Raw genomic sequence first — 15,867 nt, 5'->3', positions numbered from 1 at the left:
GCGTCTTGCACTTTGCTTACCGCCGCCACTGATACATCCAGCGCTCGGAGATGGCTTTGTCGCCGTCTTTGAGGTCGCAGGTCATCTCGACGAGGTTCGTCGCGGGCGGCACATCGATCTTGAAGAAGGCACGCCAGCCTTTGGTTTCGTGGCTGTACATGACGCGCTTGTCGAGCACCTTGGCGTCGCCGTTGCTGATGGTGACGTCGATGTCAGGCACCCAGTCTTGTGGCTTGTCAGGAGCGAGAGCACCCTTGGTGAAATCGACGACGTAGAGGTGGTCGTCGCTATCCATCACGAAGCCGCGGCGGGTGGAGATGACCTTGCCGAGCAGGCCTGGCAGGTGCTCCTCCAGCCAAGCGAGGCGGTACTCAAACTTCAGCGGCTCCTGCGGCGTGGCGGGCAGCACGGCAGGCTTCCACATGGCGACGATATTGTCCCAGGTCTCCTCACCCGTGGAGAGTTCGACGAGGACGACGCTGCCTTTGCCAAAGCCGGTGCGCGGCTCCACCCACACGGCGGGTCGGCGATGATAGACGGCTTCGAGATCCTGGAAGTTATTGAAGTCGCGATCACGCTCAGCGAGTCCGAAGCCCTTGAGCTTGTCGGTTTCAAGGATGCTCAGGCGCAGGTCGCGGCTGACATCGAGCGGACGCCAGATGGAGGGGCCGCCTTCGATCTCGATCTGCAAACCGTCGCTGTCATGCACCTCGGGGCGGAAGTCGTAGGGCTTCGGGTGGCTGTTTTCGCCAAACCAATACATGCTGGAGAAAGGTGCGATGCCGAGCATTTCGACCTTTTGGCGGAGATGGAGGGTGGCTTTGACCAGCGTCTCCGTGGTCTTGCCTGGCATGACATCAAACTGATACGCACCCGTGATGCTGGGGCCGTTGAGCAGAGCCAGAACCTTGAAGAATTTGTCGCCCGGCTTTGGCGGCGCGAACCAGAAGTGCGTGAAGTCGGGGAACTCTTCGGGCTTGCCGCCGATGGTATTCACCGCCACGCCACGTGCGCTGATGCCGTAACCGAGCTCGGTGGTGACAGCACGGTAGTAGCTCGCGCCCATGAAGACCATGAACTCGAAGGGCTTCTTCATCATCGAGTCGGGAGCGAGCACTCGGAAGCCGGCGTAACCGGCGGGCGGCGTGAATTTCTCCGGCAGCTTGAGGTCGTCGTAGTCGAAGAATTTTTGATCGAAAGGCACCCCCTTGGCTTTGTCTGCACCTGTGGCGAAGAAATGAACCGGCTTCTTAAACATCCAGCCTGGGTGGAAGAACTCGACGCGATAGACATCACCCGCGTCGGCAAAGAGCGCCTTGTCTCGCAAGAAGCGGATCTTGCGGTGACCATCGTATTTCAGGCCCTCGAAGAAGGGATCGAGCTTCTGGCTGGGGGCCACATACGGCTTGAGCGCGAGCTGTGCGGCCAGCTTTTCCAGCGAGGCGAAGTCCGTGACCTGTTCCGGTGTGATCTCCTGGGCGATGGAGTTGATCTGCCAGAAGGCAGACAGACACAAAACGAGGGACGCGGAACGGGGAGAGATCATGCGGGAGAGGGAGATTCGGGAGCGGCCTAGAATGCGCCCTCCCCCCGGACAGTCAACCCGCACGGCGATGATCTGCGGGGAATGATGTCGGCAGAAAGCAGGACGCCCGACTTCCTCGCAGAAGACCTCATTTTCACAGGCGATCTGGTCATCGCTTTGGCGGAGGATTCACGGGAGTAGTGGACGCCTGACACAGCGGTGAGGTGTAGTTCACTCGCCATCTACGGAGCGAGTGAAAGGTCGTCAACCTGACGGGAAAAGCACCGTGTTCTCTGTGGTTGGACTCATGGGCCAAGTCCTGCTGCTCAGAGAACCTCAGGCAGGATGCTCACCAGCGGACGACCACCTTCGCCGCCGAGCTTTTCGTCGAGGGCCTCCAGCCGTTGGATGAGGTCGGCCACGTGCTTGCGGGGATACATGCCGCCTGCGGCCTGGCAAAAGTGAGTGCGGCAGCCGAAGGGACGATGCTCATAAATCGTGCAGCGCCCATCGGAGCCAAGCAGGGGGCAGGCTCCATCGGGATGTGGTTTCAGTTTGGTGCGGCCACTGGCGCGCACGCCACGGGCGGCAAAGAGCGCCTCGCCCAGGGTGAGCATCGGTGTGTGACCACTGAGGCGGAAATGGCAGCAGTGCTTGCGCACTTCGCAGTCTCTCGGCAGAGCACGCGAAGCCAGATCTGCATAGATGCTGCGGATCTCCTCCCGTTCATCTGGGCGGCTAGAGTTGGTTTTTCGTTGGCGGGAACCCATGCGACTTCTGCTTTCCATCGGACGTGAGGGGGCGCAAGGACGGGCGCAGCTTGAGATGCCATTGATACTCGAGTTGGAAACTCGGGGCACCAGCTTACGACTTGGAAAGTCGTTCTACGTCACTGCTCCTCGACCGAGAGGCGGAAGAAGCGGCGCTGGCCGTCGAGCGGGACAACGAATTGACGAGTCGGGTTCACGGGAGCGGCGGGGCTGCCATCGTTGCCAGGGACGTTCCAGAGGGACCAACTCGTGAAGTCGGTGGTCGTTTGCACCTGGACGCGACGACCTTGCAGATTCGGGAACTGGACGGCGACATTGCCGGAGGAGACGGAGATGCCTGGGCGAAGAATGGAGGCGGCATCATCAGGATCGGTAAGGGCCATGAACTCGTCTTCGTTGCTCACGCCATCGCCATCGGCGTCGTTGTTCGGATCACCCGCGGGGCTGGTGGAACTGCCGAACTGGGTGAGCCGCCATTCAGCGTAGGTCTGACGGCTGGCCATGCTGTTGATCCAGTCGAGCACGACTTGCGTGCCTTCGGGGTCGATGACGGCGGTGGCGAGCGGGGGCATGCGGGTGTAGCCGCCACTGGCGCTGAGACGATTCCAGATGACGGATTTGTCGTTGAAGCCGCGCACAAGGGCTTTGTGATCCCCGGCCTGCACATTGCCGACGTGGGCGTCGATCATGGTGCTCTGCGTCAAAGACAGCTCGGGGCGCATGTCGAAGGCTCCGATGCCTGTGCCACCGGCTTGATGGCAATACGAGCAGTTCACGGCGAGCCAGCTCCGTGCGCGTGTTTCGAGCGTGGCGCTGGTGTCGGTGGGTGTGTGGAATTTCGGCAGGGTGTTGAACTGCGTGGGCGCATTGCTGAAGTAACCGGCGTTGGCGAGGAGTTCGAGGAAGTTGCCGCTTTGACCGCCGAGCGTGCCGGTGCGGTTGAGCTGTCGCGTTTCAAAGCTCAAACCGTGACCACCCTGCGGGGTGTGGCAGGCGAGGCACTCGCTGCGGCTGGGGATGCGCCAATGCACGTTCGTCGGGGTGCCGCTGATGACGACGTTCATGTCGAAGTCCTCGCCACCATCGGCCACGAGGAAGGCTTCCGTGCCGGTTTCATTCCAGCGATAGCTGACGCCATAGCTTCCAGTAGCGTTGATCATGAGCAGACGTGTCTCCAGGCGCTTTTTCGTCGCCGGATTGCCACGCGTCATCTCGTAGTCGAAGTGTTTGATGAACAACGCACCGCTCGGCAGGCTCCAGTTGCCATCCTGCACAAAGCCAAAGGTGTCGGAACCGTTCGGCAGCATGAACCAGCGGCTCTTGATCGCGTAATCGCTCCAAAACGGCAGATTGATGTCGTAGCGCTCGATGCCGGGATTGAAGCTCAAATCGCTCAAATCGGCAAAAAGGCCGGTTTCGCTCAGTTTGGCCGGGAAAGTCGTATCGACGGTCTGCGACACGAGACGACGCACTTTGCCGTCGCCGTAGTCGAGCATCAAAATATCGCCATTCGCCGGATCGGGATCGAGCATGAAAGCCACGACGCCCGCTTCGCCCGTGATGCGCTCGACGGTGGGCGGATTCGCGCCATTGCGCTGCAAGGACCAGATGTGACCGCTGACGAAGTCGCCAAAGATGTACTTCCCGGCCAGCGCCGGATATTTGGAGCCGCGATACACGAAGCCGCCGGTGACACTTCGGCCTTCGAGAGCACCGCCGCCGTGGAAGTAGCTCCACAACGGTGCGATCGGGGTGAAGCCAGGCGGCGGGCTCGTTTTGGGGCCTGCAGCGGCGGCCTCGAGATAGCTCCAGCCGTAGTTGCCACCGGGAACGATGACATTCACCTCTTCCCAAGAATCGAGGCCGACCTCGCCAGCCCACATCTCACCGGTTTGCGAGTCCCAGTTGAACTGCCAGGTGTTGCGCATGCCGATGGCATAGATCTCGGTGCGTAGCGTGCCGGTCAAAGCGAGGCCGTTGAAGGTCGTCGCGCCGACGAAGGGATTATTCGCAGGCACTTTGTAGAAGGCCTTGTTCGAGTCCGCCGGGTTCGGAACGATGCTCGCGTGCGTATTCGGCTCCAGGTTCGCGGGCAGGCGATCCACGTCGATGCGGAAGATGCCGCCCCAGAAGTCCTTGTCGATGCGCTGGGCATTGTTGTTGCCGTCATTGAGGCCGCCGGCATCGCCCGCGGACCAGTAGAGATAGCCCTCGGGACCAAAACGAATGCTGTCGATGTTGTGAATGCTCGACGGATTCGCCTGCGTGATGAAGGGCTGCTCGCTGGCGGTATCGCCGAGATCGAGATTGCCATTCACAGCGAGGAAACGGCTCACGCGGGCATATTTCGCGCCGCTGATGAGGAAGTTGTAAGTGACGAAGATCTGTCGGTTGGAGGAGAACTGCGGATGAAGAGCCAAGCCTTTCAGGCCGAGTTCATTGCCATCGTCCTCGAAGTCCTCGGTGGGTCGCGGATTCACCACGACGGCCACATCAAGGAAGAGCGTCTTCACTGGCGTGGCGCTGTGGATGTCGTTGATGAGCCAGATTTTGCCGTTGCGCTCGCCGACGAGCACCTTGTTCGGATTGCCGGGCACATGCGTCATGCAGCTCGGCGCGGTGAAATTCAGCCCCGGTGTCGAATCGACCACCGCAAGGCCAGTCGTGGGCGGCAGCAGCGGCACGGTGCTCGTTTCATTCGCGATGCGAAGGGCGGAAGTGAAGGTGTAAGTCACCGTGACCGGCGCTGACTCGCCATTCGTTCCGACGAGTTTGTAAGTGAGCGAATCGCTCGCCGGTGTGCCTGTGGTGTGCGTGTAAAGAATACGACCGCTGCTGTCCACGCTAGCTGTGCCACTGCTCGGCGGCGTCACGATGACCACGCTGCCGACACCGGCGTCGTTTTTGCGCACATCGAGCAGCGCTTTTTTCGTGTGGCGCATGGTGATGGCATCTGGGAAAGCGGTGGGAGCGCCGAGAGCGCTTTGAAGCGCACGCCAGCTCGTGGTGGCGGCGAGGTTGTCCCACTGCGTGTCGCCATCAGCGCTGGAGGCGAGACGCACGGCGGTGATCCAGTTGTTGCCGGTGTAGGCACGCTCAGCGGCGATGGTGTTAGCGCTTTCCGGCTGCGTGAGGTCGGGGTTCACCCAAAGCACGAGTTTGTTCGCCACGAAGTCGAGCTTGGCGACGATGGTGTAGTTCGTGCCCGCGACGGGCACGATGCCGGAGTAGGTGTGGCCACTGGCGAGATCATGAATCGCGAACTCCCGTACGCCGCTGGTCGGATTCGTGGCAAAGGGCACGCCAAAGAGGAAGCGCTCCGTGCCAAAATCATAGAGGCTCATGCCGCCCCAGCTCACGCCCGCGTCACGCTGCATCTCGTAGCGCACATAGACGGCCTTCGCGGCGGAGGTGTCGGCGTCATTGATCGCACCATCGGCCTCTATGCCGTTGAAGGTACGCATCGCGCCCGCATTCCAGGTGCGTAGTTTGCCAGTGGCGATGTAGGGCGAATTGAACTCATGGCTCCAAGCCGATAGATCATTCGTGTAGAGCGGGCCAAAGGTGTTTTGGAAATCCCAGTGCTCGCCGCCTTGGCGCAGCGCCACCGGGCCGTCAGCATACGTGAACGTATCGGTGCCGATGACGAGATCGTTGCCGCTAGCTGGCGTGGTGGCTGGATAGGACACACTCGTGACTGCGCTCCAGCTCGTGGCGACGGTGAGCTTGTCCCAATACGTCGGCGAATCGCCACCGGAGCCGAAGCGGAGTGCCGAGTGTGCGTTGGTGAAGGCGATGGTGGCATTCGGCGAGCCGGGTTCGCCGCCCGTGAGGCTCGGATTCACATACAGCGAAGCAAAACCGGTCGTGTAATCGACTTTGGCGATGATTTGGTATTTCAAACCGGCCACAGGCTCCAGGCCGGTGTAGTTCCACTGATTGGCACCGAGGTTGTGAATGCCAAGCTCGCGACGGCTGCTGGCGGGATTTAGGGCGAAGGGCACGCCGAACATCAGCCGCTCGTTGTTGCCGTCGTAGAGGCTCAAGCCGCTCCACGAGACGTTGTCGGCGCTGCGCTGCATTTCGAAGCGGTAATAGACGACCTTGTAGTTGGAGGTGGCGCTGAAGGTGCCATCGGCCTCTGGCGTCTCGTATTCGCGTTTCGCGCTGCTGTTCCAGGTCGTGAGTCGCTTCGAAAAGATGTAGGGCCAGCCTTCGACGTTGTCCCAGTTGCTGGCGAGCTGCGTGCGACCGATGAAGGCGTCGTTCGTGGTGCTGTTGTCGAAATCCCAGCCGAAGCCGCTGTCGCTACCGAGGATGTTGCCGTTGGCGTAATCGAAGTCCTCGCGGGCGATGATGACATCCGCGCCGCTCACGGCGGTGCTTTGCGGATAGGCACGCTGGATGGCCTCCCAGCCGGTGCCGACGGCCACATCATCCCAGGTCGTGGCACTGGTGCCGCCGCTGCCGAGGCGGATGGCGGTGTTCCAGTTGTCACTCTGCCAAGGACGCGTGGCGTCCGGTGCGCCCTCAGGCTGCGTGAGGTCAGGATTTACCCAGAGGCTGAGCTTGTCGTTCGCGTAGTCGATTTTGGTGACGATCGTGTACTCCGTGGCATCCAAGGCGGGTACGCTGGTGTAAGTCACACCGCCTTGGCCGATGGCAAAGTGCCGCTGACCGCCGACGACAGGCGGATTGAAATCCACGCCGAAGAAAATGCGCTCGTTGGCGAAGTCATACATGCTCACGCCTCCCCAAGTGGCCCCGGCGGCCCGCGTCATCTTCACCCGGTAATAAACCTGCTTGTAGCGGATGCCGCCCGTCTCACTCACCGCGCCATCGCCTTCATTTGGGAAGCCAAACTCGCGTTTTGCGGCGGAATCCATCGTGGTGAGTTTGTTCGTAGCGATGCTGGCGGTGCCAAACACATTGTCCCAGGTCGAGCTGCCTTCGCGACGCAGGCCGACGAAGCCGTCGCCGTCCTGATTGTCGAAATCCCAGTTCGTGCCGCCGTTCCGACCTGCGATGCTGCCATTCGCGTAAGTGAAGGTGTCGCTGCCGATGAGGATGTTTTGTCCGAGAGCGGCCACGGGGTTCGGATCAGGCATCGAATCGAGCTGAATGCGGAAGCGGTCCAACGCCACACCGTCTTCGCGAGCCACGACCCGCAGAGTGTAGGTGCCGCTGGCGGGGATCGTGACGGTCATCGCATTCTGTGCCGGAGCGGCCACATTCACCTGCGACTGACCACTGCCATCCCAGCCCTGCTGGCCGAAGTCGGAGGTGGTGTGATTGTAGTCCTCAAACCAGTCCAAAATGCTGGTGAACGCTGCGTCCGTGGCGATGCCCGCATAGATCGAGTCCGACGAAACGTCGTGGCCGTCCCAGCGCAAATAAATGCGGTAAGTGCCCGGCACGGTGAACTGCACGTAGTAGTCGATGCTCGGCCCGCTGCCCGCGCCGCTGAAAGGCACCGAACCCGGCCCGTTGTCCGGCTGCGCCTGCATGAAGAGCCCACCGCTGGCATTTTCAAACGTCACGCCACCCGGCACGACCGCATTCGTCGGCGCTTCGAGCCATTCATCGCCGTTTCCCGCCGCTTTCGCGTGGTAATTCTCCGCCTCGCCCGTGACGACGCCGTTGGTGACCACGTAGGGTGAGGTCGGTGGCAGCAGGCCTGCGAGGGCGGTGCTGGCGAACAGCGCAACGAGCACAAGGCTGGCAGACAGGCATTTCAGAATGAACCTGAAAATAACATGCCTAGAGGGGAGGCGGCCTCCCAGGCGATCTGAAAGCCATAGGCTAGGGGACATGGTTGGTGATTTTTTGTGAGAAGACTGAAGACTGTCTAACTTTGAAGCAAGAGCCGAATCAGCCACCCCAAGGTTTGGGCGGGGTGCAGAGGATGCCAGCCCGATGCTTGACGTCGCCTAGATGAATGAATAAAAGCGGCCGCATTCGGCCAAGAACATCCTTTCTCCAAGCTTGCGATCCGGCACAGCCCGTCTTAAAAGCAGAACGCAGCAGCCACCCACCGCCGATGTGGTGAAATGGTAAACACAGCAGACTTAAAATCTGCTGGGATAACATCCCTTACCGGTTCGAGTCCGGTCATCGGCACTCTGGTGGATCTCAGCGCGGGTATCTACCCTGCCTTGGTCCGGTCATCCACTGCCACGCATGTTGCAGATGGCTGCGCGGGTCCTTATATTCGGCTTCCCAGCCGAGCACGGCTTTGGCTTTGGCAGGATCGCAGATGAGTTCCGGCGGATCACCCGCACGACGCGGGCCATAGGTGACGGGGATGGTTTTTCCGGTCACGGCTTCGGCGGTTTGCAGGATTTCCTTCACGCTGAAACCACGGCCGGTGCCGAGATTGACGGGAGTTGTTTCGCCGCCATCACGCAGGTAGCCGAGAGCTTTGGCATGAGCACTGGCGAGATCGCAGACGTGGATGTAGTCGCGGATGCAGGTGCCATCGGGCGTCGGGTAGTCGGTGCCAAAGACGCTGATCTCGGGGATCTCACCCGTGGCGGCCATGAGGATGCGCGGGATGAGATGGGTCTCGGGATCGTGATCTTCGCCGATCTCACCGCTCGGGTCACAGCCGCTGGCGTTGAAGTAGCGGAGGAAGACGCACTTCAGGCCCCAGGCATGATCACAGTCGCGCAGCACGCGCTCCAGCATCCATTTAGAGGCTCCGTAAGGGTTCACGGGCGACTGCGGATGATCTTCGTTCATCGGTACGAAGACGGGATTTCCATACGTGGCGCAGGTGGAGGAAAAGATGAACCGTTTGCAGCCATGGCGCTGCATGGCCTCCAGCAGGATGAGCGGGGCTGCGAGATTGTTGCGGTAGTACTTCAGCGGATCGGTGACGGATTCACCGACATAGGCAAAGGCGGCGAAGTGCAGCACGGCCTCGGGTTTGTGCTCGGCGAAGAGGCGGTCCAGCAGGGCGGCATCGGCCATGTCGCCCTCGACGAAGGTCACGCGATCCAGCGGCAGCGCCTCGCGATGGCCAAAGACCAGACTGTCGAGCACGACTATCTTTTCTCCCAGCTCCAGCAGATGCCGGACGGTGTGTGAGCCGATGTAACCTGCGCCGCCTGTGACGAGAAGTGTGCCTGTGTTTGCCATGTGGTCGTACCGATAGCGCGGGGTGGTGGAGGTTGGCAAACTACAGATTCGCCCTCAACTGAGGGGGATCGCGCAGCGATAACATCTACAGCCGGAACGCACGCCTCACTCCAACCCTTTCCGCAGCTCATGAACGGTGCTGATGATGTGATCCTCGACCTTCTCGCTCCAGCGTGTCGGGTGGGTGCCCCACTTCATCGCATCGCCGCCTTCGTAGCCGCCTTCTTTCCAGACGCGGTGGCTGGGGATGTAGCTGGGCACGTCATTGGTGTAGGCGCTGACCCACACGAGCGGGTCTTTGATCTCGGACTTCAGTCGCAGGGAGTAATCCACCACAACCTCACCGCCGAGGGTGACCCAGGTGAGCTGATCGCCGAGCCGCAGCACCTGCACAGGATAGGGGTAGTCCTGCGGTAGCTTGCCCTCACTTTTCAGTCGGGCTAAAACGCGGCCCGCATGGGCTTTATCGAGGCTATTCGTGGACTTCTGCTTTTCGAGGAGCTGCTCGCGCGTGGGCAGGGTGTCGTAGGCCAGAGGGATCTCGCGGAAGGCGGCGCGGATGCCACCGCTGAGCGGGATCATGTTGGTGGTCAAAGCCGCATCTACGGAGGTGGCGAGGCTTTTCCCATGCGTCTGCGCCAGCTCCATCGTGCGGCGTGGATACGAGTTCTGGTCGCCGCTGCAGCCGTTCATGAACATGGCAGTGACGCCAGGATGGGCGGACTCCAGCGCCTGCTGCGCGTAGCCTGCGTAGTCGCCGCTGAATTTCTGGTGGCCGAGCGTGGTGCAGTGGCAGGCATAGCCAAAGACGAAGGCGATCTCCTTCCCCGCCGCATCGGCAACCTTCAGCACCGGCACGGCGTGATCCACCGGACCATCAGGATTGGGAAAGTTATTCCACCCGCCGCTGCCATTCGGCGTCCGGCGATTCATGGCGAAGCCGCTGCGCGCCTTGCTGTAGTGAATCGTGGCGGGCGCGGCTTTTTTCAAAGCTTCACCCACGAGCCCGACGAGCGTTTGCTGGAGCTTTTCCGTGTAAGCTCCGGCCTCAGCCTCGCGCTGTGCGGGATCATCCGTGCCATGAACCCGCGTCGTCCTCAGTTCCGGCCCGCTGTGCGTATGGCTCGCATTGATCGCCAGTCGCTCGGGGGCGATACCGAACTGCTTCTGCACCTGCTCGGCCACATGCAGCCGCACGTTTCTCGGTACACCGATGAGATCCATCGTGATCAGGGCAAACTTCCCACCCGCCGTGTCTTCGATCACCAGCGCCTTCGCAAACAGATCCAACTCCACGCCCTCGGAAGGCTTCGTGCGTCCCGCATATCCCGCCATCCACATGGAACCCTCCGGCGTGATCTTCGCGCTTGCTGCACCGGCTTTCCAAAGAGGCGCAGGCTTGTCAGCAGCACAGGCGAGTGCAGCGAGAACGAGACAAAAGGGCAGCAGCAGTTTCATGGGCGAGGAGTCGCCCACTGCGTTGGGTTTCTTGCTCAGTGTCTCACTGCTCCACCTTGAAAAGATGCATCGAAGTCCCGGCGGGGTTCAGCTCGACGTAGTTGTCAGCCCCAGTCCACTCGTAGCTGTGGCCGTGCATGAGATCGTGGACACGATAGGGGCGGCTGACATCAATCCCGAGCGCGGCGAGATCGAGATTCACGGTGGAGGCGACGTTGGTGAGACCGTTGAGGCTGATCACGCAGAGAAGGCGGTTGCTCTTGTCCGGCGTGGCCTTGCTGTAGCAGATGACTTCCTCATGCGACGAGCCGTGGAAGACGAGGTTGTCGTAAAGGTGCAGCGCGGGGTTGTCCCGGCGGATGTGATTCAGGCGTGCAATGAAGCCCTTGATGTTCCCCGGCGCGTTGTGATCGCGGTCGCGGAGCTGGAACTTCTCGGAGTCGAGGTACTCCTCTTTGCCGGGCAGCGGCTGGTTTTCACACAGTTCGTAGCCCGAATACATGCCCCAGCTCGGTGTGAGCGTGGCGGCCAGAGCAGCGCGCAGACGGAAGATGCTGCTCGCGGCGTTTTGCAGGTAGAAGGGCAGGATGTCCGGCGTGTTTGGCCAGAAGTTGCCACGGTAATACCAGCGCATCTCGCCCTGGGTGAGTTCTTTGGCATACTCGGTGAGGCCGGCCTTGTCCTCGCGCCAGGTGAAGTAGGTGTAGCTCTGGGTGAAGCCGACCTTGCCGAGCACCTGCATCATCCGGGGTTTCGTGAAGGCTTCAGCCAGGAAAATGACCTCGGGATGCTTGCGCTGCACGGTGCTGATGAGCTCCTCCCAGAAGGAGACGGGCTTGGTGTGCGGGTTATCGACACGGAAGATCTTCACGCCGTTGCCTGCCCAGAAGAGCACGACGTCGATCAGCTCGCGCCAGAGGTTCTTCCAGTCGGCGCAGTGGAAGTTCAGCGGGTAGATGTCCTGATACTTCTTCGGCGGATTTTCGGCGTAACGAATGCTGCCATCCGGACGCTGGTAGAACCAATCGGGATGCGCTTTGACATAGGGATGATCGGGCGAGCAGTTCAAAGCGTAGTCGAGCGCGATCTCGAGGCCGCGCTTCTGCGCTTCACCCACGAGCCAGACGAAGTCCTCCACCGTGCCGAGCGCGGGTTCCACATCGCGATGCCCGCCTGCAGGTCCGCCAATTGCCCAGGGACTGCCGACATCGCCTTCGTAGGCGGTGAGAGTGTTGTTCTTTCCTTTGCGAGCAGTGACGCCGATGGGGTGGATGGGCGGGAAGTAGATGGTGTCGAAGCCCATCGCCTGCGCGTCATCGAGGCGAGCCAGGCAGTCGCGGAAGGTGCTGTGCTTGTCGGCGCGGCCTTCGGCGTTGCGGGGGAAAAATTCATACCACGAGGAGAAGCGGGCGCGCTCGCGCTCGACGATGACCTTCAGCGGCTCGCTCGTCGTGGAGAGGCTGCGGTCGGCGTAGGTGTCCATGAGCCCCTGAAGCTCGGCGGAGAGCAGCACTTCCAACACCTCCTGCGCAGGCAGGGAGCTGAGCAGATCCGCCACATCCTCGATCTGCGTGGCGCAGTCCGGCGCACCGGCGGCACGGGCACGTTGGGCGGCATCGCGGAGGAGCTTCGCTCCTTCCAGTGCTTCTACGGGCACATCAGGATCTGCGGCCTGCACACGCACAGCGAAGGTCTTTTTCCAGCCCTTGTAAGTGTCTGACCAGGCTTCGACGGCATACTCCCAGCGGCCGATGGATTCAAAGCTGCACTGGCCGTGCCAGCGGTCATTGTCTGTGGCGGACATGGGGGCTTCAAACCAGCGCTTCGTGCCGGTGAGCTTCCATTTGAGCACGGCGGACATGACGACGTGGCCATCCATAAAGATGTCGCACCAGACATCGAGCGGCTCGCCCGTGATGCGCTTGATGGGATGCCGCCCGCCTTCAAGACAGGGGTAGAAATTCTCGATGACGACGGTGGGGGCGTGCGATGAAGCGGGCATGGCGTGACTGCGCTTATACAGCGGAGGCAGCAGCGCGAGGCAAGAGCGGAAATGCGCACTCTCTGCGGCAAGGATGCCGTTGAAATCGTGATCTGAGCGCGTATTCCCAGGGACATGATCCTCGACACCCTCGACCACGCCGCCCAGTACGAAACCCTGAACTCCCGTTTCGCGAAAGCCTTCGCCTACCTCCGCACCGTCGATGGCACGCAGCCTCTGGGGCGGCAGGATCTGGACGGCGACCACTGCTTCGCGCTCGTGCAGACCTATGAGACAAAGCCCGTCGAAAAGGCGCTGTTCGAGGCACACCGGAAGTACATCGACGTGCAGTTCATCTACAGCGGACGCGAGACCATCCTCTGGGCACCTCTCGCCGCGATGGCGGAGGAAACCATGGCCTACTCCGAGGAAAAAGAAGCCGCGCTGTGGAAGCTCGTGCCCGATGTGACTCCGCTGCACATGAGCGCCGGACATTTCGCCATCCTGTATCCGCAGGACGCCCATGCGCCGTGCATTGAGTGGGACAAACCGGAGCAGGTCTTCAAGGTCGTCGTGAAGGTGGCCGTGGAGTGATTTGCATCATTGGGCAGTGAGCCGGCGTTCTAAGCCGCCATGAAACGCCTCTTCGTTTTCCTCGGCCTTCTCACCGTCCGCTGTCTCGCAGATGATCCCGTCGCCGCGTGGTCCAAGGACGTCGTCATCAAGCCCGTGTCTGCGGTCGAAGGGCGACATTCGATCCACAGCTACTATGTGGCGAATCCCGAAAGCCCGGATGGCAGGCACGTTCTGTTTTTCACCTCCAGCCATCCGGCCAGCTACGTCGGCGAGGTGCGCATCCTGGAGCGGGCCACGGGCAAAGAAACCGTGCTGGCCGAGAACGTGGCCACGGAGGACGCTCATCGGGTGGCCTGCCAGCAGTGGCTCAGCGGCGGAAAGCGTGTGGCCTACCATGAAGTGATCGACAAGAAGTGGCGCGTCGTCGTGGTCGATGTCGAGACCCTGGCAAAGACCATCGTCGCCGAAGATCACCAGGTCGGCTTCGGCAGACCCGAGGGCGATCTGCTGCCCCTGTATGGCTGCCACTGGAATCCAGGACCGCACCGCGACCTCGAAGTCTGGGACGCGGCGACGGGCAAGACGACCACGCGGGCAAAGATCGCCGAGGTGGAGTCGAAGTATGGCGAGTGGTTGACGAAGGAGTTCACCGGCAAACACTGCTCCATCTTCTTCCCCGTGATCAGCCCTGATTTGAAGCGCGTGTTCTTCAAGATCGCCGCAGGCAATGGTGGAGACAATTACATGGCCAAGAACGCCAGCCAGCGGCAGGGCATCGTGTGTTACGACTTCGAAAAAGCAGCCTGCATCTGGCAGCGCGGCCAGTGGGGGCATCCGGGCTGGACGCCGGACTCGCAGCACATCTTCGAAGTCGGGAACATCACCATGGACATCTCCAGCCCGACCTTCAAATACACCAAGCTCAAGGACATCCCGAACCTCCGCGGGTCGCACCCCTCCGTGAGTCCCGACGGCAAACTGATGGTCACCGATGGCATGACCGAGCCCGTGGGCGGCAAGCCGAACGAATGGGGCATCCTGGTCGCCGACATGAATGGCGGCAAGTGGGTGCTGCTGCACAGCTTCGAGCAAAATCGCGGCGCCCGCTCCTGGCGGCGCAATGACCCGCACCCCGCCTTTAGCGCCGACGGCAAACGCATCTACTACAACACGAGCGACGGCCAGTTCACGAGACTCATGGTGGCGGAGCGGCCTTAGCCTGAGACATGCTGACGGAGATTGGCCGGCAAAGTTCAGGGAAGGTTCGATTGCCACCCTGCCTCCGCAGTGTCATCGCCAGTGTATTGAAGAGCAGTCGCAGACACGCCTTTCACATGCCTGGCTTGATGGTGAAGAGGTTGAGCCGGTTAAACAGCGATTGATGCAGATCTCGGGAGGGCGGGTGCTTTCCTGCGAGCGCTCTGCGCCCGGCAATCAAAAATCTCGGCATCAGGATGAATCTGGGAATAGGTTGATGCCGCCTTTCATGTCATACCCCGGACTGCCTCCAAAATCCGCTGCCCATCAAATGTGGGGGCATCTCCGCGATGGAGCGCTGGACCTCGTTTATCCGAGCACCTGCCGAGCCTGCCAGATCGGGCTGGAGGCTTCCGCACAACACTCGGGACTGGCAGACTGGCTCTGCAAGCCGTGCCTCGAAGAACTCAGCGCCATCGAGCCGCCATACTGCTCAGTCTGTGGGGAGACATTCGCAGGCGCGATGGAGCGTGCCTTCAAATGCTCCAACTGCGACGGACGCCGGATGGCCTTCGACTTCGCCATCTCGGGTTTCAAAGCCGCAGGGCCGCTGCGAGAGCTGATTCATCATTTTAAATACAGCGGTGATCTGACGCTGCGCGGTGTCCTGGCGGATGCGCTGATCCATACCCTGGAAGAACCGCGCCTCGCGGCGGAAGATCTCTCGACCTGGGTGCTGGCGCCTGTGCCACTGCACTGGCTGCGGGAGATGCGGCGGGGTTTCAATCAAAGCTGGGAACTCTGCCGGGAACTCTCCGCCCGCACTGGCATCCCTTCCGCGCAGGTCATGCGCCGCAAGCGGCGCACCTCCACGCAGGCAAAATTGAACCGTATCGAGCGCTTGGAAAACCTGCGCGGAGTCTTCTCTCTGCAGCGCTCTTTTCCCCTGCCCGGCTGGCGGCGACCAGACATCCGTGGGAAAAAAGTGCTGCTCGTGGACGACGTGCTGACCACCGGTGCCACGGCCCACGAGTGCGCGAAGGTGCTGAAACGAGAAGCCGGGGCAGAAAAAGTGGTGGTCATCACCGCTGCGCGTGGCTAGTCTCTGCCTCGCGTCCGGCTCTGACCGGGCCGTTTACCTCTGCCGGGCGGGTGCTCCGGCGCTCCGGCGGTTTGCCAGTCTGCGGAGTTCGGGGTCAGCGGTCCATGGAATCGGACCC

At 61.4% G+C, this 15,867-nt stretch carries 9 protein-coding genes and 1 tRNA gene; 4 read left to right on the top strand and 6 right to left on the bottom strand.

Features of this window, described 5'->3' with window-relative positions:
- Nucleotides 1–16: 16 nt before the first annotated feature.
- The 3 genes from AC6FTP_RS03930 to AC6FTP_RS03920 all read right to left on the bottom strand — a co-directional run bounded on the left by AC6FTP_RS03930 (nucleotide 17) and on the right by AC6FTP_RS03920 (nucleotide 8,009).
- The gene (locus AC6FTP_RS03930) at nucleotides 17–1,546 is read right to left on the bottom strand and encodes an OpgD/OpgG family glucan biosynthesis protein (RefSeq protein ID WP_497205597.1); all 1,530 of its coding nucleotides are present in this window, start codon (nucleotides 1,544–1,546) and stop codon (nucleotides 17–19) included.
- 305 nt (nucleotides 1,547–1,851) lie between these two features.
- Nucleotides 1,852–2,295 carry a YkgJ family cysteine cluster protein gene (locus tag AC6FTP_RS03925; RefSeq protein ID WP_497205596.1) on the bottom strand — a complete coding sequence of 148 codons (444 nt, stop codon included), beginning with the start codon at nucleotides 2,293–2,295 and terminating at the stop codon, nucleotides 1,852–1,854.
- Between the two features lie 119 nt (nucleotides 2,296–2,414).
- The gene (locus AC6FTP_RS03920) at nucleotides 2,415–8,009 is read right to left on the bottom strand and encodes a PQQ-dependent sugar dehydrogenase (RefSeq protein WP_497205595.1); all 5,595 of its coding nucleotides are present in this window, start codon (nucleotides 8,007–8,009) and stop codon (nucleotides 2,415–2,417) included.
- Between the two features lie 322 nt (nucleotides 8,010–8,331).
- Here AC6FTP_RS03920 and AC6FTP_RS03915 point away from each other — a divergent pair.
- A tRNA-Leu gene (locus AC6FTP_RS03915) sits at nucleotides 8,332–8,415 on the top strand.
- Between the two features lie 12 nt (nucleotides 8,416–8,427).
- Here the strand turns inward: AC6FTP_RS03915 and galE are convergent.
- The 3 genes from galE to AC6FTP_RS03900 all read right to left on the bottom strand — a co-directional run bounded on the left by galE (nucleotide 8,428) and on the right by AC6FTP_RS03900 (nucleotide 12,895).
- Nucleotides 8,428–9,435 (bottom strand): UDP-glucose 4-epimerase GalE, encoded by a 1,008-nt coding sequence (gene galE, locus AC6FTP_RS03910; protein ID WP_497205612.1) that lies wholly within the window; start codon nucleotides 9,433–9,435, stop codon nucleotides 8,428–8,430.
- A 105-nt stretch (nucleotides 9,436–9,540) separates the two neighbouring features.
- Nucleotides 9,541–10,893, bottom strand: coding sequence for a neutral/alkaline non-lysosomal ceramidase N-terminal domain-containing protein (locus AC6FTP_RS03905; RefSeq protein ID WP_497205594.1), 1,353 nt, complete (start codon nucleotides 10,891–10,893; stop codon nucleotides 9,541–9,543).
- Between the two features lie 43 nt (nucleotides 10,894–10,936).
- Nucleotides 10,937–12,895 (bottom strand): maltotransferase domain-containing protein, encoded by a 1,959-nt coding sequence (locus tag AC6FTP_RS03900; protein ID WP_497205593.1) that lies wholly within the window; start codon nucleotides 12,893–12,895, stop codon nucleotides 10,937–10,939.
- 114 nt (nucleotides 12,896–13,009) lie between these two features.
- On the opposite strand from AC6FTP_RS03900, the gene AC6FTP_RS03895 reads away from it, so the two are divergent.
- The 3 genes from AC6FTP_RS03895 to AC6FTP_RS03885 all read left to right on the top strand — a co-directional run bounded on the left by AC6FTP_RS03895 (nucleotide 13,010) and on the right by AC6FTP_RS03885 (nucleotide 15,749).
- Nucleotides 13,010–13,468, top strand: a complete 459-nt coding sequence (locus AC6FTP_RS03895; RefSeq protein ID WP_497205592.1) for a NanQ anomerase/TabA/YiaL family protein — start codon at nucleotides 13,010–13,012, stop codon at nucleotides 13,466–13,468.
- A gap of 39 nt (nucleotides 13,469–13,507) precedes the next feature.
- Complete coding sequence (locus AC6FTP_RS03890) at nucleotides 13,508–14,668, top strand: hypothetical protein (protein ID WP_497205591.1); 1,161 nt, start codon at nucleotides 13,508–13,510, stop codon at nucleotides 14,666–14,668.
- Nucleotides 14,669–14,936: 268 nt separating this feature from the next.
- Nucleotides 14,937–15,749: a ComFC family protein gene (locus AC6FTP_RS03885; protein ID WP_497205590.1), complete on the top strand. Its 813-nt coding sequence runs from the start codon at nucleotides 14,937–14,939 to the stop codon at nucleotides 15,747–15,749.
- The last annotated feature ends 118 nt before the right edge of the window (nucleotides 15,750–15,867 follow it).

Source organism: Prosthecobacter sp. (assembly GCF_044378005.1).
Taxonomy (GTDB): domain Bacteria; phylum Verrucomicrobiota; class Verrucomicrobiia; order Verrucomicrobiales; family Verrucomicrobiaceae; genus Prosthecobacter.
This window is presented reverse-complemented; position numbering and strand designations above follow the sequence as displayed.